A 26,628-nucleotide genomic window follows, 5' to 3' on the forward strand; every position below is an offset into this window, starting at 1 on the left:
TTCCTCAACACCGTCCTGGTGGTGGGGGGTTCGCTGATCGGGACCCTGGTGCTCGGTTCGATGGCGGCGTATGTGCTGGCCCGCTTCGACTTCCCGGGCAACCGCTTCATCTACTACCTGTTCGTCGGCGGCATGAGCTTCCCGATCATGCTCGCGCTGGTGCCGTTGTTCTACGTCGTGAACAACATGGGGATGCTGAACACGATCCACGGACTGATCCTGGTCTACATCGCCTACTCGCTGCCGTTCACGGTCTTCTTCCTGACCGCCTTCTTCCGCACCCTGCCCACTTCGGTGGCCGAAGCGGCCTTCGTGGACGGCGCCTCGCACAGCCGGACCTTCTTCCAGATCATGCTGCCCATGGCCAGGCCCGGCCTGATCAGCGTGGGCATCTTCAACTTCCTCGGCCAGTGGAACCAGTACATGCTGCCGACGGTGCTGAACACCGACCCGGACAAGAAGGTGCTCACCCAGGGGCTCGTCCAACTCGCCGTCAGCCAGGGCTACAAGGGCGACTGGTCCGGCCTCTTCGCGGGGCTGGTGATGGCGATGCTGCCGGTGCTGGCGGCGTACATCGTCTTCCAGCGGCAGGTGGTCGCGGGGCTGACGGCGGGAGCGCTGAAGTAACAGCGCCCCCTCTCGCACGGCTCGACCGGCCCCGGTGCGTCCCACCGGGGCCGGCGCACGTCCGGACATCGGTGGTCACTTTGCGATCGTTACCGGTCACCCCGCGCGAACCCCGCCGTCAGCGCGTGAAGCCACTCCTGGTCACAGGCTCGTCACGCGGTGAAACTCACTCGGAGGAGGGACGGCGGATCACGACGGGAGTCAGCGATTTCCGTCAAGGACTTGACTGCGGTTACCCCTTCAGCAGAGCTTGGAGTTCATAACTTGTAAGTGGCCCGGTTCCGCAGATGTGACCTGGGCCACGGGCGGCGATGGGGCCGCCCGCCGATGTCGGGAGTGGATGGGTCGATGGAGACTCCGGGGTCGCAGTCGTCGCTGCACCGAGCCAACCTGGAACGAGTCGTACGGGCGGTGCGGCTGGCCGGGTCGCTCACGCAGGCGGAGATCGCCCGTACAACCGGCCTGTCCGCCGCGACGGTCTCCAACATCGTGCGCGAGCTGAAGGACGGCGGGACCGTCGAGGTCACGCCCACTTCGGCAGGCGGCCGCCGGGCCCGCAGCGTCTCGCTCAGCGGGGACGCCGGGATAGTGGTCGGCGTCGACTTCGGCCACACCCACCTGCGCGTGGCCATCGGCAACCTGGCCCACCAGGTGCTCGCCGAGGAGTCCGAGCCGCTGGACGTGGACGCCTCCTCCACGCAGGGCTTCGACCGCGCCGAGGAGCTGATCGACCGGCTGATCGCCGCCACCGGCGTGGACCGGGGCAAGGTGGCCGGGGTCGGTCTCGGCGTACCCGGGCCCATCGACGTGGAGTCGGGCACCCTGGGCTCCACCTCGATCCTGCCCGGCTGGGGCGGCACCCGGCCCGCCGAGGAGCTGCGCGAACGGCTCGGCGTGCCCGTGCACGTGGACAACGACGCCAACCTGGGCGCCCTCGGCGAGCTGGTCTGGGGCAGCGGCAAGGGCGTACGCGACCTCGCCTACATCAAGGTGGCCAGCGGGGTCGGGGCCGGTCTGGTGATCAACGGGCAGATCTACCGGGGGCCCGGCGGGACGGCCGGGGAGATCGGGCACATCACCCTCGACGAGGGGGGCCCGGTGTGCCGCTGTGGCAACCGCGGCTGCCTGGAGACCTTCACCGCCGCGCGCTACGTCCTGCCGCTGCTCCAGCCGAGCCACGGCAGCGCCCTGACCATGGAGGGCGTGGTCCGGCTGGCCCGGGACGGGGACCCCGGCTGCCGTCGCGTCATCGCCGACGTGGGCCGGCACATCGGCAGCGGCGTGGCCAACCTGTGCAACCTGCTGAACCCCAGCCGGGTGGTCCTGGGCGGCGATCTCGCCGAGGCCGGGGAGCTGGTGCTGGCCCCCATCCGGGAGTCCGTGGGACGCTATGCGATCCCCAGCGCGGGACGCCAACTGTCCGTGCTTCCAGGGGCACTTGGGGGTCGCGCCGAGGTGCTCGGGGCACTCGCCCTGGCGCTGAGCGAAATGGGTGATTCGACCCTGCTCGACGGCTCCGCCACGGCCTCGCTGCCCGTGGTCGCTCCTGCCTTCACTTAGATAACGGATGGCACCGTTGCCATCTCGTTAAGGATTTACTTCTTGACGCCGAACGCGTGGCCGAGTTGACTTCCAGCCACCTCGGCCGCAACGACGCGGCCTCGTCAGGGAGGTTTCTGAAGTGAACACGCGTATGCGTCGTGCGGCCTTCGCCGTTGCTGCTGGTGCCATGGCCGTCTCGCTGGCCGCCTGCGGCAGTGCCAAGGAGTCCAGTGGCGGTACCAGCAAGTCCACGGACAGCAAGAAGAAGGGCGACGCGATCACGGTCGGCCTGCTCCTGCCGGAGAACCAGACCGCGCGTTACGAGAAGTTCGACCGTCCGCTCATCGAGAAGAAGGTCTCGGAGCTGACGAACGGCAAGGGCAAGGTCGTCTACGCCAACGCCAAGCAGGACGCGACCCAGCAGAACCAGCAGGTCGACACCATGATCACCAACAAGGTGGACGTCCTGATCATCGACGCGGTGGACGCCGCTGCGATCAAGAACTCGGTGCAGAAGGCCAAGGACGCCGGTATCCCCGTCGTGGCCTACGACCGCCTGGCGCAGGGCCCGATCGACGCCTACACCTCGTTCGACAACGAGACCGTCGGCAAGACGCAGGGCGAGGCCCTCCTGAAGGCCCTTGGCTCCAAGGCCAAGTCCGGCAAGATCGTCATGATGAACGGCTCCTCCACGGACCCGAACGCCGCCCAGTTCAAGAAGGGCGCGCACTCCGTCCTCGACGGCAAGGTGAACGTCGGCAAGGAGTACGACACCAAGGAGTGGAAGCCGGAGAACGCCAACTCCAACATGGAGGGCGCCATCTCGGCCCTGGGCAAGAAGAACATCGTCGGCGTCTACTCCGCCAACGACGGCATGGCCGGCGGTATCATCACCGCCCTCAAGTCCGCGGGCATCTCCAACGTCCCGGTCACCGGCCAGGACGCCGAGCTCGCCGGTGTGCAGCGCATCGTCTCCGGTGCCCAGTACATGAGCGTCTACAAGCCGTACGCCCCGGAGGCCGACGCCGCCGCGGAGATGGCCGTCAACCTGGCGCAGGGCAAGTCGCTGGACTCCGTCGCCAAGGACAAGGTCGACAGCCCCACCACCAAGGCCGTCCCGTCGATCCTGGTCGCCGTCACCTCGCTGACCAAGGACAACATCAAGGACACCGTCATCAAGGACGGCGTCTACACGGTGGCCGACATCTGCACCGCCCAGTACAAGGCCGCCTGCGCCAAGGCCGGCCTGAAGTAACCGACGGGCCCCTTCCTCCCCCCGCCGGCCGGATTCCCGCCGGCGGGACGGTGAGGCCCGCTCAAGGCTCCTCCGGCGCCCCGCGCATACACACAGCCCCGCAAGCTCGGCGCGGGGCGCCGGACGGAATTCCCCCAAACTTCTGCACAACCTCCCGCCGGGTCAGGCGGCGAAGGAGATGGTTCACGTGTCCGCTACGCCCGTGCTGGCGTTGCGCGGAGTCTCCAAGCGATTCGGTGCCGTCCAGGCGCTCACCGATGTCACGCTGGAGGTCCACGCCGGTGAGGTGGTCGCCCTGGTGGGCGACAACGGTGCCGGAAAGTCCACGCTGGTCAAGACGATCGCCGGCGTGCACCCCATCGATGAGGGTGTCATCGAATGGGACGGCAAATCCGTCCAGGTCAACAAGCCGCACGACGCCCAGAACCTGGGCATCGCGACGGTGTACCAGGACCTCGCGCTGTGCGACAACATCGATGTCGTCGGCAACCTCTACCTGGGCCGGGAGATCCGCCGCGCGGGTGTCCTGGACGAGGTCGAGATGGAGCGGCGCTCGCGTGAGCTGCTGGACCAGCTCTCGATCCGTATCCCCAGCGTCCGTATCCCGATCGCCTCGCTCTCCGGCGGTCAGCGCCAGGTCGTGGCCATCGCCCGGTCCATGCTCGGCGAGCCCAAGCTGGTGATCCTCGACGAGCCGACCGCCGCGCTCGGTGTCGAGCAGACCGCCCAGGTCCTCGACCTGGTCGAGCGGCTGCGGGAGCGCGGCCACGCCGTCATCCTCATCAGCCACAACATGGCCGACGTCAAGGCGGTCGCCGACAAGGTGGCCGTGCTGCGCCTGGGCCGCAACAACGGCGTCTTCGAGGTCAAGTCGACCTCGCAGGAAGAGATCATCTCCGCCATCACCGGCGCCTCGGACAATGCCGTCACCCGTCGTGCGGCGCGCACCAATGGGGAGATCAAGAAGTGAGCATCGAGAAGACCTCCACCCCTGCGGGTGACGCCGCCGCGGTGAACCCGGAGGCCGCCCCCGGCGCCGGTGTCGCCGTCGACCCCCGGCTGCTGGTGCGCGAGCAGGGACTCGCGGGCTACGTGGGCGAGTTCAAGCGCAAGATGAAGGCCGGCGACCTGGGCTCGATGCCCGTCGTGGTCGGACTCATCGTCATCTGGATCATCTTCCAGAGCCTGAACTCCAACTTCCTCACCGCGGGCAACCTCTCCGACATCTCCGTCGCCATGGTCGGCACGGGCATGATCGCCGTCGGTATCGTGTTCGTCCTGCTGCTCGGCGAGATCGACCTCTCGGTCGGCTCCCTCTCCGGTGTCGCGGGCGCGACCTTCGCGGTCCTGAACATCACCAACGGCATGAACGAGGTGCTGGCCTTCGTGCTGGCGATCCTCACGGGCACCGTCGCCGGCGCCATCCAGGGCTTCTTCTTCGCCAAGATCGGTGTGCCGGCCTTCGCCGTCACCCTGGCGGGTCTGCTGTTCTGGAACGGCCTGATGCTCAAGATCCTGGGCGACAACGGCACGATCAACCTGAACAGCGACGGTCTGGTCGCCAACCTGACCAGCTACTACTTCTCCGACGTGGCCGCCGCCTACGGCCTGGCCGCCGTGGTGACGGTGCTGTTCTTCGTCAGCTCCTTCCTCGGCAACAAGCGCCGTGACGCCGCCGGGGTGCCCTCGAAGCCCCTGAGCGAGATCGTCCTGCGCACCGTGCTGCTGGGCCTGGTCTCCTTCGCCGTGGCGATCGTCTTCAACCAGTACAAGGGTCTGCCGCTGGCGGTCGTGATCTTCGTCGCGGTCCTCTTCGTCACCGACTTCGTGCTGCGCCGCACGGCCTACGGCCGCAAGGTGTTCGCGCTCGGCGGCAGCGTCGAGGCGTCCCGCCGCGCCGGTATCAACGTGGACCTGGTCCGCATCTCGGTGTTCGCCATCTCCGGCACCTTCGCGGCGCTGGGCGGTCTGTTCATCGCCTCCAAGATCGCCTCCGCCAACCAGGGCGCGGGCGGCGGTGACCTCCTGATGAACGCCATCGCGGCGGCCGTCATCGGCGGTACCTCCCTCTTCGGCGGCCGCGGCCGCACCTGGAACGCGCTCCTCGGCGTGCTGGTCATCGTCTCGATCCAGTACGGCCTGGCCCTTCAGGGCATCCCCTCCCCGGTGCAGTACATGATCACCGGTGGCGTCCTGCTGGCGACCGTCGTCATCGACGCGGTGACCCGCAAGACCCAGAAGTCGGCCGGCCGCGCGTAAGCTCGGCAGGCTTGGCAGGAGCCCGGCGCGATGGAGCGCCGGGCTCCTGTGTTTTCCCTGGTCGCATCCCCGCTCGTGGGGGGTGCGACCGTTCGCATGACCCGTGGGGGGACCCAGGGGCCACCGCCCGGCCATCGGCCGCCGGGGCGGAACATTAGACTCATCAAGCCCGGCAACAGCTCGATCAGCTCATACTTGCAAGGAGGCACGGGTGCCGCTGCTGACCCGCATCACGGGACCGCGCGATCTGGACCGGCTCAGCCTGGAGGAGCTGAACCAGCTTGCTGAGGAGATCCGGACCTTCCTCGTGGAGGCCGTGTCCAAGACCGGCGGTCACCTCGGCCCCAACCTCGGTGTGGTGGAGCTGACCATCGCCCTGCACCGGGTCTTCCACTCGCCCGCCGACAAGGTGCTGTGGGACACCGGTCACCAGTCCTACGTCCACAAGCTCCTCACCGGGCGTCAGGACTTCTCCCGCCTGAAGATGAAGGGCGGCCTCTCCGGCTACCCGGCGCAGAGCGAGTCCGAGCACGACGTCATCGAGAACAGCCACGCCTCCACGGTGCTGGGCTGGGCCGACGGCATCGCCAAGGCCAACGAGCTGAAGAAGTCCGACAACCGCGTGGTCGCGGTCATCGGCGACGGCGCGCTGACCGGCGGCATGGCCTGGGAGGCGCTCAACAACATCGCCGAGGCCAAGGACCGCCCGCTCGTCATCGTCGTCAACGACAACGAGCGCTCCTACGCGCCCACCATCGGCGGCATGGCCAACCACCTGGCCACCCTGCGCACCAGCGACGGCTACGAGCGCTTCCTCGCCCGCACCAAGGACCTGCTGGACCGCACCCCGGTCGTCGGCCGCCCGCTCTACGACACCCTGCACGGCGCGAAGAAGGGCCTGAAGGACTTCATCGCCCCGCAGGGCATGTTCGAGGACCTCGGCCTGAAGTACGTCGGCCCGATCGACGGCCACGACATCGAGGCGCTGGAGTCGGCGCTGGCCCGTGCCAAGCGGTTCGGCGGCCCGGTCATCGTGCACTGCCTCACCGAGAAGGGCCGCGGCTACCAGCCCGCCCTCCAGGACGAGGCCGACCGCTTCCACGCGGTGGGCAAGATCCACCCCGACACCGGCCTGCCCATCGCCTCCTCCGGCGCCGACTGGACCTCCGTCTTCGGCGAGGAGATGGTGAAGCTCGGCGAGGAGCGCGAGGACATCGTCGCGATCACCGCGGCCATGCTCCAGCCGGTCGGCCTGGACAGGTTCGCCAAGCGCTTCCCCGAGCGGGTCTACGACGTCGGCATCGCCGAGCAGCACGGCGCCGTCTCCGCGGCCGGCCTCGCGCACGGCGGGGTGCACCCGGTCTTCGCGGTGTACGCCACCTTCCTCAACCGCGCCTTCGACCAGGTCCTCATGGACGTCGCCCTGCACAAGTGCGGCGTGACCTTCGTCCTGGACCGGGCCGGTGTCACCGGCACCGACGGCGCCTCCCACAACGGCATGTGGGACATGTCGATCCTCCAGGTCGTGCCCGGCCTCAGGCTCGCCGCCCCGCGCGACGCCGACCAGGTCCGTGCCCAGCTGCGCGAGGCCGTCGCCGTCGAGGACGCGCCGACCGTGGTCCGCTTCTCCAAGGGCGCCGTCGGCCCCGCCGTACCGGCCGTGCGCCGGGTGGGCGGCATGGACGTGCTGCGCGAGCCGGGCACCGAGCGCCCGGACGTGCTGCTGGTGTCCGTGGGCGCCCTCGCCCCGATGTGCCTGGAGATCGCCACCCTGCTCGACAAGCAGGGCATCTCCACCACCGTGGTCGACCCCCGCTGGGTCAAGCCGGTCGACGAGGCGATGGCTCCGCTCGCCGAGCGGCACCGGGTCGTCGTCACCGTCGAGGACAACAGCCGCGTCGGCGGTGTCGGCTCCGCGATCGCCCAGGCGCTGCGCGACGCGGGCGTGGACGTGCCGCTGCGCGACTTCGGCATCCCGCCCCGCTTCCTCGACCACGCCTCGCGCGCCGAGGTCATGGCCGAGATCGGACTGACCGCCCCGGACATCGCCCGCCAGGTCACCGGTCTGGTCGCAAAGATCGACGGCCGCTTCGGCCAGGACACGGACGCCATGGACTCGGTGGAGTCCGCGCGGGAGTAGCCACCCGAACGCCACGGCTCCGGGCCGGTTCTGCTGCCTCCTCAGGTGGCGGAACCGGCCCGGTTGCGTGAACCTGCCATTGCCGGGGCACCCGCACCCCGTCCCTCTCGATCATGTCGAGGACGACAAGCGTGGGAGGTAGGTACGTGAGCACGCTCTTCCGTACGAAGAACGTCGAGCAGTCCATCCGGGACACCGAGGAACCGGAGCACTCGCTCAAGAAGTCCCTCTCCGCCCTCGACCTGACCGTGTTCGGTGTCGGTGTCATCATCGGCACCGGCATCTTCGTGCTGACCGGCCAGGTGGCGAAGAACAGCGCGGGCCCGGCGGTGGCCATCTCCTTCGCCGTCGCCGGTGTGGTCTGCGGCCTGGCCGCACTCTGCTACGCCGAGTTCGCCTCGACGGTCCCGGTGGCGGGGTCGGCGTACACCTTCTCGTACGCCTCGCTCGGTGAACTGCCCGCCTGGACCATCGGGTGGGACCTGGTGCTGGAGTTCGCGCTGGGCACGGCGGTGGTGGCGGTCGGCTGGTCCGGGTACGTCCGGTCGCTGTTCGACAGCTGGGGCTGGCACCTGCCGGCGTACCTGTCCGGGCGGGACGGCGCGAGCGGGTTCGGCTTCGACATCCTGGCGGCGGCCCTGGTGCTGCTGCTCACCTGCGTGCTCGTGGTCGGCATGAAGCTGTCCGCGCGGATCACCTCGGCCGTCGTCGCCATCAAGGTGGTCGTCGTCCTCATCGTGATCGTGGCGGGCGCCTTCTTCGTGAACGGCGACAACTACAAGCCGTTCATCCCGCCGGCCCAGCCGCAGGAGGCGGGCGCCAGCCTCAAGGCACCGCTGATCCAGCTCATGTTCGGCTGGGCCCCGGCCAACTTCGGCGTGATGGGCATCTTCACCGCCGCCTCGGTGGTGTTCTTCGCGTTCATCGGCTTCGACATCGTCGCCACCGCCGCCGAGGAGACCCGCAACCCGCAGCGGGACATGCCGCGCGGCATCCTCGGCTCGCTGTTCATCTGCACGGTGCTGTACGTGGCGGTGTCCCTGGTCGTCACCGGTATGCAGAAGTACAGCGAGCTGTCGGTGGAGGCGCCCCTCGCGGACGCGTTCAAGGCGATCGGGCATCCCTGGTTCGCGGGCATCATCAGCTTCGGCGCCGCGGTCGGCCTGACGACGGTGTGCATGATCCTGCTGCTCGGCCAGACGCGGGTGTTCTTCGCCATGAGCCGCGACGGCCTGCTGCCCCGCTTCTTCTCCCGCGTCCACCCGCGCTTCCGCACCCCGCACCGGCCGACCATCCTGCTGGGCGTGCTCATCGCGATCATCGCGGGCTTCACCAGCCTGAGCGAACTGGCCGAACTGGTCAACATCGGCACTCTGTTCGCGTTCATCGTGGTGGCGATCAGCGTGATCATCCTGCGCAGGACCCGCCCCGACCTGCCCCGCGCCTTCCGCACCCCGCTGGTCCCGGCGCTGCCGATCGTCTCGGTGTGCGCCTCGCTGTGGCTGATGCTGAACCTGCCCGCCGAGACCTGGCTTCGGTTCGCCATCTGGATGGCGATCGGCTTCGTCGTCTACTTCCTCTACGGCCGCACGCACAGTCGCCTGGCCCGCGAGGAGCAGCCCGAGGAGACCCCGAAGGCGACCTGAGCCGGACGCCGGTCCGCGCTTTGGAGACCCTCAGCCGAGGGCCGTACGCGGACCGGCGACATCGGCGCCCAGCGCGCCCACCCGGCGCCGCAGCTCGCGGTCGGCGGTCACCACCAGGCGGTCCCGGTCGGCGGACCCGGCGACCAGCTCCACGATCCAGTCGTCGCCGCTGCCCGGCGCGGACTCCACCCGCACCCCCGGCACCGACTCGACTCCGCGCGCCGCGCCCTCCACCACCAGCACGATCTCCGCCGGGTCGGTCCGGCCCGGCAGCCCGTCACTGGCCAGCCGGTCCCGCAGCCGCTCGGCGGCCCCCTTGCGGTCCTTCCACCAGCCGTCCGGCCGCGAGCCCATCACATTGGCACAGTCCACGATCGCCAGCAGGGGATCGTCCTGGCCCGGAACACCCTGTACGTCGCCCATGGGGCCAGGGTCCCACGGGAGGCGCGCGGGGGCGCGGTCCGGAGCCCGGAGCAGGCGGCTTATGGTGATGCGGTGAACGGCGACTGGCTCATACGCGGCCGCGACGGCCGGCTCGGTGTCTACCACCCGACAGACGACGGCGTCCTGTCGCGGGCGGAACACCGGCCGGGCGGCGGCTGGACCGCCCCGCGCAGGGTGGGCGGCGAACAGAAACTGCGCCCCGGCCTCGGAGTGGGCCAGGGCGCCGACGGTTACGCCCACCTCGCCTCCTGGCAGCCGGCGGCCGGCGGTGAGGCGGTCCTGACGCACTCCACGCACTACCGTCCCGACCTCACGGCCATGGACTGGGCCCCGCTCGGCCACCCCAACCGCAAGGGACCCGTCACATCGGACCCGGCGGTCGCGGTGGACCACCAGGGCCGGGCCCATGTCTTCGTGGTCAACGGCGGACAGGGCCTGAGCATGGTCGCCCAGCGGGAGAAGGGCGGCTGGGCCCCGTGGCGGGACCTGAAGGGCTCACGCGTCCAGAACGGCCTGGCCGCGGTGACGGGGGAGACCGGCCTGGTCGCGGTCTACGGGGCGGTGCCCGGCGGCATCGTGCAGTGGACCCAGGAGAAGCCGGGCCAGCAGATCGCCGTCACCGAGTCGCTGGAGACGCGGGTCAGGCCCGGCACCCTGGCCGCGCTCGCCACCTCCGAGCACCACACGACCGTGTTCTACACGGACACCGAGGGCATGATCTGCGCCTGGCGCCCCGGCTGGGCCCCCGTGGCGCTGCTGCCCGCGGCCGGTCCCGGCCCGGTGAGCGCGGTGCGCTGCCGGCTCGACGGCCACGACTGCACCGTACTGGCGCAGCGCGCGGCGAGCGGCCGGGTGGCCGTCGCCGCGTATCCCACGGAGGCGGAGTCGGCGGGCGCCTGGTGGGCCGAGTCGGGCCCGGTGCTGCCCGCGGACGCGCGGGTCTTCCTCGCGGGCGACGCGGACCCCGGCAGGCTGACCGCGGCCGCGCTGTCGCCGTCGACCGGACGGCTCGTCCTCACCCACCGCAAGGACGAGCCGGGTCTCGCGCTGGAGCCCTGGCGGGAGGTCTGACCCCCGCCTTCCATTGACGCGCCGCCCCTTACGGAGTGGCGCCGCCGCGCGCGGGCGACTTCTTGGCCGACTCGGGGATGGTCCCGTCCGAGCGCAGGGCCGTCCAGAGCTGCTTGGCCTGGGGTTCGGCGGCCACGACCCGGTTGGGGTCCTGGGTGTCGTACTGGACCGGAAGCATGATCGTCTCCATGGTGGAGGTGTCGACGCCGTTCATGCTGCGGCTGAACTCGGCCAGCTTGGTGAGGGAGGCGAGCCCGGAGTCGGTGGTGAGCGCGGTGGTGAGGTCGTCGGCCACGGCGTACGCCTTGGTGGGGCTGCCCATCAGGTCCTGCTTCTTGATCTCGGCGAGCAGGGCCATCAGGAACTTCTGCTGCATCCCGATCCGGCCCAGGTCGCTGCCGTCGCCGATGCCGTGCCGGGTGCGGACGAACTGGAGCGCCTGGGTGCCGTTGAGGCGGTGGGTGCCGGCGGCGAGGTCCAGCCCGCTGGAGGAGTCGTGGATGTCGCGGTCGACGGTGACGGGCACGCCGCCTATCGCGTCCACCAGGCCCTTGAACCCGGCGAAGTCGATCTCCACGAAGTGGTCGAGCCGTACGCCCGACATCTTCTCGACCGTCTTGACCACGCAGGCCGGACCGGCCGAGGAGTAGACGGAGTTGAACATGACGCGGTTCGCCGGCGGCAGCTTCGTCCCGTCGTCCTTGACGCACTCGGGGCGGGTGACCAGGGTGTCGCGCGGGATGCTGACGGCGACGGCCTGCTTGCGGCCCTCGGGTATGTGGATCACCAGCGCGGTGTCGGAGCGGGCTCCGGCGACATGGCCGGTGTGGAGCGCGGCGTTGGCGCCGGCCCGCGAGTCGGAGCCGAGGACCAGTACGTTCTGCCCGGAGGTGGGCAGCTTGGCGGGGCGGTCGTCACCCAGGGACTTGTCGAGGTCGACGCCCGTGATGTTGCCGTCGAGCCGGTTGTACAGCGCGTAGGAGACACCGGCCGCGGCGACCGCGAGCACCAGGACGCCGCCGCCGATCCAGCGCAGCCGCCGACGGGGGCGCCGCTTGGCCGGCCGCGCGTCCGTTCCGTGGTGGCCCGGACCCACCGGGGTGTGCGACATGCTCGGTCCTCTCGCTCGTCGGCTCGGAGCCTTGTTCCATGAGTGGCTCGGGCGCGAGTGGGGGGAGAGGTTCGGGCCCGTACGGCGCTGCGCGCCGTGGTCCGCCGAACTATAGACCGAATGTCAGATCACACACGGTGTGCGTCCACTGTCCAGCGTTCACCAGGACTTCACTTGAGACCCCGGCCTTCCAGCGTGTTTGCCTGACGATCCGTTCATTTGACAGTGATGTGAACATGCGGTGATGATTCGCAAAGAGCGTGAAGCTTAAAGCATCATCGGCTCAGTCCTATGATCCAACGGGGGGAGAGTGGCGTGACGGTGGTATCCGAACACGCCGCCGCGCCGACGGCCCTCCTGGAGCGCGCCGCACGCGCCGCCGCCGGGGCGGCCGTGACCGGTGAGCCGGCCGCCCCCACCCCCGACGACGTCTACGTCATCCAGCGGATCACCCCGCTCGCGGCCCGCGAGGCCAACCGCGCGGCCCTGTCCCGGCTGCTCTCCACGGTCGGCGTCGACCACTTCGCCGTCCGGGGCGACGACGACCACGGCACCGTCGTCGCTGTCGCCGAGGACGCGCGGCCCCGGGTGCTGGACGTACTCCGGCGCGGTCTCGGGCAGTTCCCAGGTCTGCTGAGCGTGATCGACCCCGACGCGCCCCGCCCCGCCAAGCCGCTCTCCACGCGGGAGGCCGCCGCCTGGCGGGAGGTACCCGGCGCCCGGGTCCTCCAGGTGAGCTGGACCCGCGCCGACCCGGACCGGCACCTGGTGCTGGGTCACGAGTACGGCTGCGCCATCGAGTTCTGGAAGCGCGAGGGCGACCACCTGGTGGCCCCGCGCGCCAACCGCGTCGCCTGGAGCGTGCGGGCCGACGGCCCCGGAGTGCGCGGCGCGGCCCGGCTGTTCAGCCGGTACGTCTCCGACTGGACCCCGGCCGACCAGGCGCCCCCGCTGCTGACCCGGCCCGAGTTCCTCGTCCCGTGTGCCGACGACATCGACTTCCCGGTGGACGCGGTCTACACCTGGGTGGACGGCAACGACCCGGCGTGGCAGGAGCGCAAGGCCACGGCCAAGGGCGAGGTCTACCACGCCGAGTCGGCGAGCGACGCCCGCTTCATCAGCCGGGACGAACTGCGGTACTCGGTACGGTCGTTGCACCTGTTCGCGCCCTGGGTGCGCAATGTCTACGTGGTCACCGACGACCAGACCCCCGCCTGGCTGCGGGACGACCTGGCGGACGTGCCCGGCCTCCGGATCGCCACGCACCGCGAGATCTTCCGCGACCCGGCCGATCTGCCGGTGTTCAACTCCCACGCCATCGAGAGCCAGTTGCACCGCATCGAGGGGCTGGCCGAGCACTTCCTGTACTTCAACGACGACATGTTCATGGGCCGCCCGGTGGCGCCGCAGGCCTTCTACACCCCGACCGGCGTCGCCCGCTACTTCCCCTCGCGCAACCGCATCCCGCAGGGTCCGGTCGTCCCCACGGACAGTCCGGTCGACGCGGCCTGCAAGAACAACCGCGCGCTGCTGAAGGAACGTTTCGGCAGAGTGATCACGCAGCCCATGGAACACATCCCGTACCCCCTGCGCCGCTCGGCGATGGAGGAGGCGGAACGGGACTTCCCCGAGGCGTGGGCGCGTACCTCGGGGAGCAGGTTCCGCGCGATGACGGACATCTCGCCGACCTCGTCCTTCGTCCTCTACTACGCCGCCCTCACCGGCCGGGGACAGCCGGGCTCGATGCCCTTCACCTACCTCCAGCTCTCGGTGCCCGACCTGGCCGACCGGCTCGGGCGCCTGCTGGACGGACGGGACAAGGACTCCTTCTGTCTCAACGACGCCTTCTCCACACCGGAGGACATCGAGGCCCAGCAGGAACTGCTGGACGGATTCCTCAACGCGTACTTCCCCACACCAAGCCCTTACGAACGATGAAGCGGAGTTCATGACGTGTCCGATCCGACGTCCATGAACTCAGCGGTTCAGGTCTACAAGCGATTCGTCCCCGACCCGCTGCGCGCCGCCGCTGCCACCACGCTGCCCGACGGGATGCGCCGCACGGTGAAGCGCAGCGTCGCCCAGACCCTGCGCCGCCGCGAGGCACGGCTGCACCAGCGCGCGCTGCGCCGGGTGCGCAAAGCCGGACTCGGCCGGTCCGAGCGCCGCACCGTCGCCCCCGACGGCCGCGTCGGCCATGTGCACACCGGGCTCACCATCGACCTGGCCCGGCGGTTCGACCACGACCTGGTGACCCGCGCCCTGGACGCGGCCGGCATCTGCTGGTTCGCCGTCCCCGCGCTGGACGACCGCCGGATCTGCCTCGCCGTGGAGAGCCGCGACAAGGGCGCCGTGCGCCGGGTGCTCCGCGCCCTGCTGGAGGAGCACACCGGATACGTCACCTCCGTCTCGCCCGCCCAGCCCGACACCCCCGAGGAGCCGGGCAGCCACGTGAAGGCGTGGAAGCACTACGCCAAGGCGCGGGTCATCCGGCTCGTCTGGCTGCGCACCGAGCCCACCGAGAACCTCTGGACCGGCGACGACCAGGGCATCGAGATCGAGTTCTGGACGCGCAACACCAACCTGCCCACCGAGCGCCTCGTCGGCCCCCGGCCCAACCGGGTCCAGCGGGCCGTGCCCAGCGACGCCCCCGGAGTCGAGATCGGTTTCGACCGGCTGTGCGGCTACAGCGACGCCGACGCCGAACTCGAGCCCACGGTCACCCTGGAGACCTTCGACGTCGTCCGGCTGGACGAGGTGGACTTCCCCGTCGACGCCGTCGTCCTCTTCGAGCACGCCACCGGCTGGGGCGAGGAACTGCTGCGCGCCGCGCTGCGCTCCCTGTACCAGTACGCCCCCTGGACCCACACGGTCCACGTCGTCGCGCAGGCGGCACCGCCCGCCTGGCTGACCGCGGCCGAGGGGCTGAGCGTGGTCCGCGCCCGGCCCGGCGCCGGGGCGCTGCTGCACCAACTGCCCGGCCTCGCCCCGCACTTCCTGCTGTTGCGGCCGGGTGCGGTCGTCGGCCGTCCGGTGCGGCCCTTCGACTACTTCATGCCGGGCGGGGCGGCGCGCCCCCGGCGCGGCCGCTGGACCGCCGAGGAGGCCACCGCCCCCTGGGCGCGGGCCGCGTTCGCCGCGACCGGCCGGGCCGTCGGCCACGGCTACGCGGGCGGTCCCCAGCCGCACCGCGTCGAGGCACTCACCCGCCTCGCGGAGAAGGGCACCCCCCTCCCCGAGGCACCGGACGCCCAGCGGGCGGCCACCGCGCCCAGCACCCACCCGCTGGACGGTGTGGCCCACCACTTCGGCCGGCTCCATGCCCTCGCCGACCCCTCCGGCGAGGCGTCGGTCACCCTGCACGCGGCGCTGCCCACCCTCCCCGTCCATCTGCGGCGGCTGCTGGCCCGCCGGGACACCCAGCAGATCCAGTTGGCCGGACTCGGCACCGACGCGGCGCTGGCCGGCGGCGGCACCGCGGCCGTCGTCGACTTCCTGCACAACTACTTCCCCGTACCCAGCCCCTTCGAGCGCGGTTCCGAAGCACCTTCGGCGCCCGTCGACTCCTCGCGGAAGGCGGTCCCTCAGAGGTGAGCACGGCCAATCCCGAGGCGTCGGCGCCGCTCCAGGCGTACCGGGCCGTCGTCCCCGCCGTGGTCAGACGCCGGGTCGCGCGCAAGGTGCCGACCGGTCTGCGTGCGGCGCTGAAGCGGCTGCTGCGGCGGCTGCACGCCCTCGGCTTCCTCACCCGGCGGCTGCGCGCCGTGCGCGCCCGGCGCCGCTGGCCGCAGCTCCGTACCTTCGAGCGGGGCCCCGGACTCGCGGCCGTGCCCGGCAACCGGATCGCCGTGGTGCGGTCCGCGGTGTCCCCGCTGGAGCTGCGCGAGGACAACCTGGAACGCGTGGTGACCGCCCTGGAGCGGGCCGACGTCGACCACTTCGTGATCCGGGGCACCAGCGACCTGCGCTCCTGCGTGGCCGTCTCGGCGGCCGACCGCGAGCAGGTCGCGGAGCTGCTCGGCCGCTTCGGAGCCGCCGGCCCCGTCTACGTCCAGCCGCGCCGGGGCGAGTCCGCCGCCGGGCAGGCCGTGCTGTGCGGCTCGCGGCATGCCGCGCGAGCGGCGCGGGAGGCGGACGTGCTCCGCGTCGGCTCGGTCTGGAGCCACCCCGCCAAGACCCTGGTGCTGGGCCTGGAGCACGGCTGCGACCTGGAGTTCTGGCAGCCGGGCGAGGACCGTCTGGTCGCCCCGCGGCCCAACCGGATCACCGAGGAGGTCGCGTTCGGCGAACCCCTGGTCACCCTGCCCGCCAGCAGGCTGACCAGCTTCGCCGCGCCGCCCACCCGCCGCACCCGGCCGGTGCGCACCCTCGCGGCCAGTGCCGAGCGCCTCCCGGAGGACGTCCGGTTCCCCATCGACGCCGTCTACACCTGGGTGGACGGCAGCGACCCCGCCTGGCTGCGCCGCCGCGCCGCCCACGGCGACAAGGGCTACCACGCGGAGTCCGCCAACGCGGCCCGGTACATCAGCCGCGACGAACTGCGCTACTCGCTGCGCGCGCTGGAGCAGAACGCGCCCTGGATCAGGCGCGTCCACCTGGTGACGGACCGGCAGCGACCGGCCTGGCTCGACGACAGCCATCCCCGGATCACCGTGGTCGACCACTCCGAGATCTTCGACGACCCCGCCGCGCTGCCCACCTTCAACTCGCACGCTATCGAGAGCCGGCTGCACCACATCAAGGGCCTGTCCGAGCACTTCCTGTACTTCAACGACGACATGTTCCTCGGCCGCCCGGTCACCCCGCAGGACTTCTTCCTCTCCAACGGGATGAGCCGCATCTTCTTCTCCCCGTCCCAGGTCCCGCACTGGGGCAACCCGACCGGGGACCGCCCGGTGGACGCCGCCGGCAAGAACAACCGGCGGCTGCTGCGGGAACGATTCGGCACCGCCATCGTGCACAAGCTGCGGCACGCCCCGTACGCCCTGCGCCGCAGCGTGCTGCAGGAGATCGAGCGCGAGTACGCGGTGGAGCACCGGCGGACCACGTACAGCCGGTTCCGCAGCGCGGCCGACCTGTCGATCCCGTCGTCGCTGTACCACTACCACGCGTACCTGACCGGGCGGGCGGTGCCGTCGCAGATCGCGTTCGCTTATCTCGACCTCGCCAAGCCCGAGATCCAGCGCCGCCTCGGCATCCTGCTGGCCCGCCGCGACCGGCAGGCGTTCTGCATCAACGACACCCTCTCCGACGGCCTCGACGTCGACCGGCAGACGGTCATGCTCCGCGCCTTCCTGGACGCCTACTTCCCGGTGCCGAGCCCCTTCGAGCGGAAGGAGGGTGAGGTCCGATGAAGATCTCCTTCCTGATCAACAACATCTACGGCATCGGCGGCACCAACCGCACCGTCATCAACCTCGCCGAGGCCCTCTCCGTCCAGCACGACGTGGAGATCGTCTCGGTCTTCCGGCGCGCGACCGCCACCAAGTTCGAGATCTCGCCACGCGTCACCGTGCGCGCCCTGGTCGACCTGCGCCCCGGCGGCCCCGACCGGGGCGGCCCCGGCAGCGACGAACCCAGTGAAGTGGTGCCGCGCCAGGAGGAGTTCTACGCCCAGTACAGCAAGTTCACCGACGCCCGCATCATCCGGGAACTGAGCCGCACCTCGGCGGACGTCGTGGTCGGCACCCGGCCGAGCCTCAACCTCTTCGTCGCCGCCCACACCCGCGACGGCGCCCTGCGGGTGGCCCAGGAGCACATGACCCACCTGGCCATCCCGCCGGCGGTCCGCGCCGAGATGGCCCGCGTCTATCCGAGGCTCGACGCGATCACCACGGTCACCGACGCCGACGCCCGCTCCTTCCAGGAGAACACCCCGATCCCCGGCATCCCGGTCATCGGCGTCCCCAACAGCGTGCCCAACCCGGCCGGCCGCCCCTCCGACTGCACCCGCAAGGTGGTCGTCAGCGCAGGCCGCATGCACCACGTCAAGCGGTACGACCTGCTCATCAGCGCCTTCGCCGCGCTCGCCGAGGACTTCCCCGACTGGCAGTTGCGCATCTACGGCGACGGCGGCGAGGCCGGCAAGCTGCGCGCCCAGGTCACCGAACTCGGCCTCAACGGCCAGGTGCTGCTCATGGGCGGCTTCTCGCCCATCGAGTCCGAGTGGGCCAAGGGCTCCGTCGCCGCCGTCACCTCCAGCGCCGAGTCCTTCGGTATGACCCTGGTGGAGGCGATGCGCTGCGGGCTCCCCGTGGTCTCCACCGACTGCCCGGTGGGGCCGCGCGAGATCCTCCGGGACGGCGAGGACGGCTTCCTCGTACCCAACGGCGAGGCCGAGGGCGTCACCGCCGCGCTGCGCCGCCTCATGGCCGACCAGCAGCTCCGCCGCACCATGGGCGCCAACGCGCTGCGCAACGCCGAGCGGTACGACCCCTCCGCCATCGCGGAGCGGTACGTGGCGATCTTCGAGGACGCCGCCCGGCGCCGCGCCGGCACCGAGCGCGGCTACCGCCCGCCCGCCGCCCGCAAGGCACGCTCCGCCCCGCTCACCGTGCCGCCCGTCTCCCTCGGCGCGGCCACCGTCGACATCACCGCCGCCGACGCCGGCTGGCTGCGCCTGACCTGCGAGGCACCCGACGAGGGCCGCAGGCGCCACCAGTTCGTGCTGCGCCACAAGCCCTCCGACGGCGACCGCCGCCCCGACCTCCCGCTGGACACCACCCGCGCCGCCCTCGACAACGGCGGCATCCGCTACACGGCCGTCCTCACCCCCGAGGCCATGGACCAGCTCGGCGACGGACGCTGGCAGGTGACCATGCGCGCGCCCCGCGGGCCGGCCATCCGCATGAAGGCGGGCCTGCGCGACACCCGCGCCCTCATCGACGCCCGCGCCCGCCTGACGACCCGCCCGCCCGCACGCCCCGTCATCTGGAACCTGCCCTACGCCCAGCCCAACGGCCGCCTGATGCTGCGCACCGTCGTACGCGACCTGCACGCCGAGTGCACCCGCGTACGCGTCGGCGACGGACGCATCACCGTGGAGGGCGTGCTGTGCGGGGACGGCCGCCTGGAGCCGGGCGCCCGGTTCGTCGTCAGCAGGCGCGGCCGGTACGCCCAGAACGTCGCCGTGGCCGTGGAGGCGCGCGGCCCGCGCCAGTTCCGGGCCGACATCCCGCTGCGCGCCGTGGTGGACCACCGGCTGGACCGCTGGGAGGACTGGGACTGGTGGCTCCAGCCCGACCCCGCCGAGCGGCGCAAGGTGCGCGTCTGCCGCCTGCTGGAGGACTTCCCCGACGTCAAGGCCGCCCTCTCCTACTCCTCCCTGCCTCTCGTCGGCGACGAGCCCTCCGACCTCGCCGTGATCCATCCGGCCCGGCCGGTCTGGATACGGCCCTACTGCTCGGCCTCCGGAGCCATGGCGATGAACGTGGTGGACCGGTGAGCCCCCTCACCGCCCCGCCCGCACGACACGCGACCAGCTTGGACACCACATGACCCCCCAGCCCCGCTCCGTACTCCACGTCGTGGCCCACCAGGACGACGACCTGTACTTCATGAACCCCGATCTCCTGCGCTCGCTGGAGCACGGGGACCAGGTCACCACCGTGGTCCTCACGGCCGGCGAGGGCGACGGCGTCAACATCGACACCGGCGACGCCCGCCGGGCCGGGGCCGTGCCGGACTTCACCGGCTACAGCACCGCGCGGGGCTGCGGGCTGCGCTCGGCGTACGCCCTGATGGTGACCGGAGACCGCGACCGACCCTGGCACCGCCACGCGGTCCGGCTGGCACCGGAGTTCGTCGCCGAGCGCTTCGTCCTGGACGGCGCCGACCGGGTGTCCCTGTACTTCCTCCAGCTCCACCAGGGAGCCCCCACCGAGCAGGGCACCCGCACCCGGATCACCCACCTCTGGGACGGCCGGCTGCCCGCCCAGCCCACGCTCCCGGTGCACGGGGGCACGGCCGGCGAGGCGCAGCCGGTCGGCCGGGAGGACGTGATCACCGCCCTCACCACCCTGCTCGACCACCACCGCCCGACCACCGTGCGCACCCTGGACCCCGACCCGGAACACGACGGCGGCAAGGCGGAGTTCGTCTGCTCCGACCACGAGGACCACGCGGTGGCGGCCGAGTTCACGCTCGCGGCCCTGGAGCGGTACCGGGAGGCGGGCCACTCCCCGGTCGTCGAGCACTACCGCGCCTACGCCAACCGGTTCTGGGGCGGCAACCTCGACTCGGCCGCCCTCACCGAGAAGGGCGCCTACCTCGCCGCCTACGCGGGCATCGGAGCCCCCGACATCTGCGCCCAGGGCACCTGCGAGCGCTGCGGCGACCGCCAGCTCGGTACCGACCCGTTCCGCAGCACCCACATGCGCAGCACCGCCTACCGCTACTCCCCGGCGACCGACTGGCTCCGCCTCGGCCCCGGCGGCCGGCTCAACGCCTTCGCGGTGCTCGGCGGCAGGCTCGCCTTCTGGACCGAGACCGCCCCGGCCACCGGCCGCTGGGCCGGCCCCTACGTCCTCGGCGAGGGCTGGGTCGCCCCCACGCTCGCGGTCGGCGGCGTACCCGGCGGCCCGGCCGAGGTGGTGGCCCTGCGCCGGAGTCCCGGCACCGGCCGGGGGACCGTGGTGGACGTGGTGTACACCGTGCAGCATGCCGACGGCAGCGGCTTCAACGGCTGGCGGAGCCTCGGCAACCCGGACGAGGCCCACCCGGACCAGCGCCGCCAGCGGGAAGTCGGGGTGCCCTCCGTCACCGTCGACCAGGACGGCCGGCTGTACGTCTTCGTCCGCGACTTCGCCCAGGGCGTCAGCGTGCGCCGCCGCGAGACCACCGGCGAGTGGACGCCCTGGCAGTCCCTCGGCGGCCGCTTCCTCCAGGACGCGGGCACCGCGCTCGTGACCGGGCGCGGGACGGTCGAGCTCTACGTGCCGGGCAAGCACAAGATCTGGCGCTGGTTCCAGAGCGAGCCGGGCGGCGCGTTCCAGCTCGACGAGTCCCTCAGCACCGGGCGCCCCGCGACCGGCGGGGTCACCGCGGTGGACTCCGGCGGCGGGCGTACCTGCCTGTACTTCAGGGAGGCCGGGACCCAGCAGGTCATGGCGTACCGGCAGCACGCCGACGGCAGTTGGCCCGGTGCGGGCGCCGGGCTCGGCGGCCACGGAGGTACGGGCGCGGTGGCCGCTCTGTGGGTGGCCGAACGTGGCGCCCGCGAGGCGTGCCTGGCGCACCGGGGGAGCACCGGGCGGCTGGTGCTCTCGCTGCCCGACCGGGACCGGGAGGTCACGGGCACCCACTGGAACGAGTCCGGCGAGATGTTCGCGCACGCCCCGGCGCTGGCGCGCGACGCGTCCGGCGCGGTGGTCGTGGCAGTCGTCGGCACCGACGGCCGCCTGCACGTCCGCCGCCAGCTCGCGCCCGAGCCGGGCAGCCCGATGGGCCCCTGGCTCGGCTGACCGGAGCCTTTGGCACACGAAGAGGGCCCCCGCGCCGCGGCGCCGGGGCCCTCCTCCGTACAACCGGCCGGTGTTAGGCGGGCACGCTCGCCACACCCTGCTCCAGGAACCGCTTGCCGTTCACCCGCTCGGAGACGCCCTCACGGTCCAGGTACGGCGTGATGCCGCCCAGGTGGAAGGGCCAGCCGGCGCCGGTGATGAGGCACAGGTCGACGTCCTGGGCCTCGGCGACGACACCCTCGTCCAGCATGAGGCCGATCTCCTGGGCCACGGCGTCCAGGACGCGGTCGCGGACCTGCTCCTCGGTGAGGACGGTGTCGCCCTGCTTGAGCAGCGCGGAGACCTCGGGGTCCAGCTCCGGCTTGCCGCTGTCGTAGACGTAGAAGCCGCGCTTGCCGGCCTCGACGACCGCCTTCAGGTTCGGGGAGACCGTGAAGCGCTCCGGGAAGGCCCGGTTGAGGGTCTCCGAGACGTGCAGGCCGATCGCCGGGCCGACCAGCTCCAGCAGCACCAGCGGGGACATCGGCAGGCCGAGCGGCTCGACGGCCTTCTCCGCGACCTCGACCGGGGTGCCCTCGTCGATGACGTTCTGGATCTCGCCCATGAAGCGGGTCAGGATGCGGTTGACGACGAACGCCGGGGCGTCCTTCACCAGCACCGCGGTCTTCTTCAGCTTCTTGGCCACGCCGAACGCCGTCGCCAGCGCGGCGTCGTCGGTCTGCTCGCCGCGCACGATCTCCAGCAGCGGCAGGATCGCGACGGGGTTGAAGAAGTGGAAGCCGACGACCCGCTCGGGGTGCTTCAGCTTCGACGCCATCTCCGACACCGACAGCGAGGAGGTGTTGGTGGCGAGGATCGCGTGCGCCGGGGCGACCGCCTCGACCTCGGCGAACACCTTCTGCTTGACGCCCATCTCCTCGAACACGGCTTCGATGATGAAGTCGGCGTCCGCGAAGCCCTCGGCCTTGTCCAGCACACCGGTGACCAGCGCCTTGAGGCGGTTGGCCTTGTCCTGGTTGATCCGGCCCTTGCCGAGCAGCTTGTCGATCTCGGCGTGGACGTAGCCCACACCCTTGTCGACGCGCTCCTGGTCGATGTCGGTCAGCACGACCGGCACCTCCAGGCGGCGCAGGAAGAGCAGCGCGAGCTGGGAGGCCATCAGACCGGCGCCGACGACGCCGACCTTGGTGACCGGACGCGCCAGCGACTTGTCGGGGGCGCCCGCAGGACGCTTGCCGCGCTTCTGCACCAGGTTGAAGGCGTAGATGCCGGACCGCAGTTCGCCGCCCATGATCAGGTCGGCGAGGGCCTGGTCCTCGGCGTCGAAGCCCTTCTGGAGGTCGCCGTCCTTGGCGCCCTCGATGATCTCCAGCGCGCGGTAGGCGGCCGGGGCCGCGCCGTGCACCTTGGAGTCCGCGACGAAGCGGCCCTTGGCGACGGCCTGGTCCCACGCCTCGCCCCGGTCGATCGCCGGACGCTCGACGGTGAGGTCGCCCTTGAGGACCTGCGCGGTCCACAGCAGCGACTGCTCAAGGAAGTCGGCACCCTCGAACAGCGCGTCGGCGATGCCGAGTTCGAAGACCTGCTTGCCCTTGAGCTGGCGGTTCTGGTTGAGGCTGTTCTCGATGATGACCTGGACGGCCTTCTCGGGGCCGATCAGGTTCGGCAGCAGGGCGCAGCCGCCCCAGCCGGGAACCAGGCCGAGGAAGACCTCGGGCAGCGAGAACGCCGGGATCGCCTTGGAGACGGTCCGGTAGGAGCAGTGCAGGCCGACCTCGACGCCGCCGCCCATCGCCGCGCCGTTGTAGTAGGCGAAGGTCGGGACCGCGAGGCCGGAGAGGCGCTTGAAGACCTCGTGGCCGCCCTTGCCGATGGCGAGCGCGTCCTCGTGCCGCTTCAGCAGCTCGACACCCTTGAGGTCGGCGCCGACGGCGAAGATGAACGGCTTGCCGGTGATGCCGACACCGACGATGTCGCCGTCCGCGGCCTCCTTCTCGACCTGGTCGATCGCGGCGTTCAGGTTCGCCAGCGAGGCCGGGCCGAAGGTGGTCGGCTTGGTGTGGTCGAAGCCGTTGTCCAGCGTGATCAGCGCGAACCTGCCCGCGTTGAAGGGCAGTTCGAAGTGCCGTACGTGGGCCTGGGTGACGACCTCGCCGGGGAACAGCTCGGCAGCACCCTTCAGCAGCTCGGTGGTGTTGCTCACTTGTCCCCCTCGAAGTTCGGGTTCTCCCAGATGACCGTCGCGCCCATGCCGAAGCCGACGCACATGGTGGTCAGGCCGTAGCGGACGTCCGGGTTCTCCTCGAACTGGCGGGCGAGCTGCGTCATGAGCCGCACACCGGAGGAGGCCAGCGGGTGGCCGAACGCGATGGCGCCGCCGTACTGGTTGACGCGGCTGTCGTCGTCGGCGATGCCGTAGTGCTCCAGGAACGCGAGGACCTGGACGGCGAACGCCTCGTTGATCTCGAACAGGCCGATGTCGGAGATCGACAGGCCGGCCTGGGCGAGGGCCTTCTCGGTGGCCGGGATCGGGCCGTAGCCCATCACCTCGGGCTCCACGCCCGCGAAGGCGTAGGAGACCAGGCGCATCTTGACCGGCAGGCCGTTCTCGCGGGCGAAGTCCTCGGACGCGATGAGGGAGGCGGTGGCGCCGTCGTTCAGACCGGCCGCGTTGCCCGCGGTGACCCGGCCGTGCACGCGGAACGGCGTCTTGAGACCGCTCAGGTTCTCCAGCGTGGTGCCGGGGCGCATCGGCTCGTCGGCCGTAACCAGGCCCCAGCCCGTCTCACCGGCCTCTTCGTTGGTGCGGCGCACCGAGATCGGCACCAGATCCTGCTGGATCTTGCCGTTGGCGTACGCCTTGGCGGCCTTCTCCTGCGAGCGGACCGCGTACTCGTCGGCGCGCTGCTTGGTGATGGTCGGGTAGCGGTCGTGCAGGTTCTCGGCGGTCATGCCCATGAACAGCGCCGACTCGTCGACCAGCTTCTCGGAGACGAAGCGCGGGTTGGGGTCCACGCCCTCGCCCATCGGGTGCCGGCCCATGTGCTCGACACCGCCCGCGATGGCGATGTCGTACGCGCCGAAGGCGACCGAGCCGGACACGGAGGTCACGGCGGTCAGCGCGCCCGCGCACATGCGGTCGATGGAGTAGCCGGGCACCGACTGCGGCAGGCCCGCGAGGATTCCCGCGGTACGGCCGAGGGTGAGGCCCTGGTCACCGATCTGGGTGGTCGCGGCGATGGCGACCTCGTCGATCTTCTTCGGGTCCAGACCGGGGTTGCGGCGCAGCAGCTCCCGGATCGCCTTCACGACGAGGTCGTCGGCGCGAGTCTCGTGATAGATGCCCTTCGGGCCCGCCTTGCCGAACGGGGTGCGGACGCCGTCGACGAAGACGACGTCCCTGACGGTACGAGGCACGATGGCTCTCCTCCAGGGTGCGGGACGCTGAGCGCTTGCTCAACCCCATGCTACTTATGAGTAACGTAGCTGCACAGTCCCACCCCGGCTAGCGGTGAACGTCACACCGCGACCCCGCCCGGCCGGACGGATCGTGGCGGGAAACCGCCTACTCCGGGGTGGCGGACAGTACCGCGACCAGCACCGGGGTCACCTGCTCCACCTGCCAGGACCGGGCGCCGTGCCCGGTGAGGGCGGCGGACACGGTCCGCTCGTCGACCGGGACCGGGGGCTCCCAGCAGATCCGGCGCACGGTGTCGGGGGAGATCAGGTTCTCCTGTGGCATCTCCAGCCGCTCGGCCAGCGCCGACACCCCGGCGCGGGCGGCCGACAGCCGGGCCGCGGCGGCCGGGTCCTTGTCCGACCAGGCACGCGGCGGCGGCGGACCGGTCACCTGCTGGCCCTGCTGGGGCAGCGCCGACTCCGGCAGCGCCTTCGCCCGGTCGACCGCGGCCTGCCACTGTTCGAGTTGACGGCGGCCCACACGATGGCCGAAACCGTTCAGTGCGGCCAGCGCGTGAACATTGGCCGGCACCGCGAGCGCGGCTTCCACGATCGCCGCGTCACCGAGCACCTTGCCGGGCGAGACGTCCCGGCGCTGCGCGATCCGGTCCCGCGTCTCCCACAGCTCCTTCACCACGGCGAGCTGCCGCCGCCTGCGCACCTTGTGCATCCCGGAGGTACGGCGCCAGGGGTCCTTGCGGGGCTCGGCGGGCGGCGCCGCCGCGATGGCGGCGAACTCCTCCAGCGCCCACTCCAGCTTGCCCTGCCGCTCCAGCTCCTTCTCCAGGGCGTCGCGCAGGTCGACCAGCAGCTCCACGTCCAGCGCCGCGTAGCGCAGCCAGGGCTCGGGCAGCGGGCGGGTGGACCAGTCGACGGCGGAGTGGCCCTTCTCCAGCACAAAGCCGAGCACGTTCTCCACCATCGCGCCGAGTCCGACGCGGGGGAATCCGGCGAGCCGCCCGGCCAGCTCGGTGTCGAACAGGCGGGTGGGCACCATGCCTATCTCGCGCAGGCAGGGAAGGTCCTGGGTGGCGGCGTGCAGCACCCACTCGACGTCGGACAGCGCGGCGCCCAGGCCGGAGAGGTCGGGGCAGGCGACGGGGTCGATCAGCGCGGAGCCCGCGCCCTCGCGCCGCAACTGCACCAGATAGGCCCGCTGGCCGTACCGGTAACCGGAAGCGCGTTCGGCGTCCACGGCCACCGGGCCGGTGCCGGCGGCGAACGCGGCGACGACCTCGGCGAGCGCGGCGGCGTCCGCGACGACCGGCGGAATCCCCTCGCGGGGTTCGAGCAGGGGGGTGGGCGCCACCGCCTCAGCAGGCCCCGCGTCGGGGGGCGTCCCCCCGTTGATGCGCCGGGAACTGTCTGCTGCGGTCTCTTGGGCGTCCGTCACATGCCAAGGGTATCCGCATGCCCGCGCCGCTGGCCTGCACGTTCGACCGACATCCACGCTGACCGGCCAAAACGCGCCGCGCGCGGGCGCACACCGCGCGCCGTACGGCGCACCCCGCCCGGCGCGCACGCCGGTGCCCGCCGACGGAACGTTCCGCCGACGGGCACCGGGGGTCAACAGCGCGGGGTGGGGGACAGGAAAGGGGGTCAGTGGATGATTC

Annotated in this window: 18 protein-coding genes; 13 read left to right on the plus strand and 5 right to left on the minus strand. The window is 71.4% G+C overall.

Going from position 1 to position 26,628, the window contains the following annotated elements:
* The 7 genes from CCN33_RS09780 to CCN33_RS09810 all read left to right on the plus strand — a co-directional run.
* Nucleotides 1-627, plus strand: a 627-nt coding sequence (locus CCN33_RS09780; protein WP_086693250.1) for a carbohydrate ABC transporter permease, incomplete at its 5' end; no start/stop codon positions are given.
* A gap of 348 nt (nucleotides 628-975) precedes the next feature.
* The gene (locus CCN33_RS09785) at nucleotides 976-2,187 is read left to right on the plus strand and encodes an ROK family transcriptional regulator (protein ID WP_030802751.1); all 1,212 of its coding nucleotides are present in this window, start codon (nucleotides 976-978) and stop codon (nucleotides 2,185-2,187) included.
* A gap of 133 nt (nucleotides 2,188-2,320) precedes the next feature.
* The gene (locus CCN33_RS09790) at nucleotides 2,321-3,424 is read left to right on the plus strand and encodes a sugar ABC transporter substrate-binding protein (protein ID WP_086693252.1); all 1,104 of its coding nucleotides are present in this window, start codon (nucleotides 2,321-2,323) and stop codon (nucleotides 3,422-3,424) included.
* Between the two features lie 178 nt (nucleotides 3,425-3,602).
* Complete coding sequence (locus CCN33_RS09795; RefSeq protein WP_031181620.1) at nucleotides 3,603-4,394, plus strand: ATP-binding cassette domain-containing protein; 792 nt, start codon at nucleotides 3,603-3,605, stop codon at nucleotides 4,392-4,394.
* Entirely contained in the window at nucleotides 4,391-5,683 is a 1,293-nt protein-coding gene (locus CCN33_RS09800) for a sugar ABC transporter permease (protein ID WP_086693256.1), read from the plus strand. The genes CCN33_RS09795 and CCN33_RS09800 overlap by 4 nt, the downstream gene beginning before the upstream one ends.
* Before the next feature lie 211 nt (nucleotides 5,684-5,894).
* A complete protein-coding gene (dxs, locus tag CCN33_RS09805; protein WP_086693258.1) occupies nucleotides 5,895-7,823 on the plus strand; it encodes a 1-deoxy-D-xylulose-5-phosphate synthase in 1,929 nt (642 codons plus the stop codon).
* Nucleotides 7,824-7,969: 146 nt separating this feature from the next.
* Nucleotides 7,970-9,469, plus strand: a complete 1,500-nt coding sequence (locus CCN33_RS09810; protein WP_244173747.1) for an amino acid permease — start codon at nucleotides 7,970-7,972, stop codon at nucleotides 9,467-9,469.
* A 30-nt stretch (nucleotides 9,470-9,499) separates the two neighbouring features.
* Here CCN33_RS09810 and CCN33_RS09815 read toward each other — a convergent pair whose 3' ends face one another.
* On the minus strand, nucleotides 9,500-9,892 hold the full coding sequence (locus CCN33_RS09815; RefSeq protein ID WP_086693262.1) for a PIN domain-containing protein: 393 nt from the start codon (nucleotides 9,890-9,892) through the stop codon (nucleotides 9,500-9,502).
* Nucleotides 9,893-9,964: 72 nt separating this feature from the next.
* Here CCN33_RS09815 and CCN33_RS09820 point away from each other — a divergent pair, with 72 nt between their 5' ends.
* On the plus strand, nucleotides 9,965-10,984 hold the full coding sequence (locus CCN33_RS09820; RefSeq protein ID WP_086693264.1) for a PLL family lectin: 1,020 nt from the start codon (nucleotides 9,965-9,967) through the stop codon (nucleotides 10,982-10,984).
* A gap of 28 nt (nucleotides 10,985-11,012) precedes the next feature.
* Here CCN33_RS09820 and CCN33_RS09825 read toward each other — a convergent pair whose 3' ends face one another.
* Nucleotides 11,013-12,095 carry an LCP family protein gene (locus tag CCN33_RS09825; protein ID WP_086693266.1) on the minus strand — a complete coding sequence of 361 codons (1,083 nt, stop codon included), beginning with the start codon at nucleotides 12,093-12,095 and terminating at the stop codon, nucleotides 11,013-11,015.
* A gap of 291 nt (nucleotides 12,096-12,386) precedes the next feature.
* On the opposite strand from CCN33_RS09825, the gene CCN33_RS09830 reads away from it, so the two are divergent.
* The 5 genes from CCN33_RS09830 to CCN33_RS09850 are packed head-to-tail and all read left to right on the plus strand — an operon-like array spanning nucleotide 12,387 to nucleotide 21,556.
* On the plus strand, nucleotides 12,387-14,033 hold the full coding sequence (locus CCN33_RS09830; RefSeq protein WP_086693268.1) for a stealth family protein: 1,647 nt from the start codon (nucleotides 12,387-12,389) through the stop codon (nucleotides 14,031-14,033).
* Between the two features lie 15 nt (nucleotides 14,034-14,048).
* Nucleotides 14,049-15,689: a sugar phosphotransferase gene (locus CCN33_RS09835; RefSeq protein WP_086693269.1), complete on the plus strand. Its 1,641-nt coding sequence runs from the start codon at nucleotides 14,049-14,051 to the stop codon at nucleotides 15,687-15,689.
* Entirely contained in the window at nucleotides 15,686-17,449 is a 1,764-nt protein-coding gene (locus tag CCN33_RS09840; protein WP_086693272.1) for a stealth family protein, read from the plus strand. The genes CCN33_RS09835 and CCN33_RS09840 overlap by 4 nt, the downstream gene beginning before the upstream one ends.
* Complete coding sequence (locus CCN33_RS09845) at nucleotides 17,446-19,539, plus strand: glycosyltransferase family 4 protein (RefSeq protein ID WP_086693273.1); 2,094 nt, start codon at nucleotides 17,446-17,448, stop codon at nucleotides 19,537-19,539. Before CCN33_RS09840 ends, CCN33_RS09845 begins: the two co-directional genes overlap by 4 nt.
* Before the next feature lie 49 nt (nucleotides 19,540-19,588).
* A complete protein-coding gene (locus CCN33_RS09850) occupies nucleotides 19,589-21,556 on the plus strand; it encodes a DUF8189 domain-containing protein (protein WP_086693274.1) in 1,968 nt (655 codons plus the stop codon).
* Between the two features lie 73 nt (nucleotides 21,557-21,629).
* On the opposite strand, the gene CCN33_RS09855 is transcribed toward CCN33_RS09850, so the two are convergent.
* The 3 genes from CCN33_RS09855 to CCN33_RS09865 form a co-directional block, all read right to left on the minus strand.
* Nucleotides 21,630-23,759, minus strand: a complete 2,130-nt coding sequence (locus CCN33_RS09855; RefSeq protein ID WP_086693275.1) for a 3-hydroxyacyl-CoA dehydrogenase NAD-binding domain-containing protein — start codon at nucleotides 23,757-23,759, stop codon at nucleotides 21,630-21,632.
* Nucleotides 23,756-24,973, minus strand: coding sequence for a thiolase family protein (locus CCN33_RS09860; protein ID WP_030802710.1), 1,218 nt, complete (start codon nucleotides 24,971-24,973; stop codon nucleotides 23,756-23,758). Before CCN33_RS09860 ends, CCN33_RS09855 begins: the two co-directional genes overlap by 4 nt.
* Before the next feature lie 148 nt (nucleotides 24,974-25,121).
* Complete coding sequence (locus CCN33_RS09865) at nucleotides 25,122-26,408, minus strand: HRDC domain-containing protein (protein ID WP_086693276.1); 1,287 nt, start codon at nucleotides 26,406-26,408, stop codon at nucleotides 25,122-25,124.
* Between the last annotated feature and the right edge of the window lie 220 nt (nucleotides 26,409-26,628).

It is taken from the genome of Streptomyces recifensis, from assembly GCF_002154615.1.
GTDB lineage: Bacteria > Actinomycetota > Actinomycetes > Streptomycetales > Streptomycetaceae > Streptomyces > Streptomyces griseoluteus.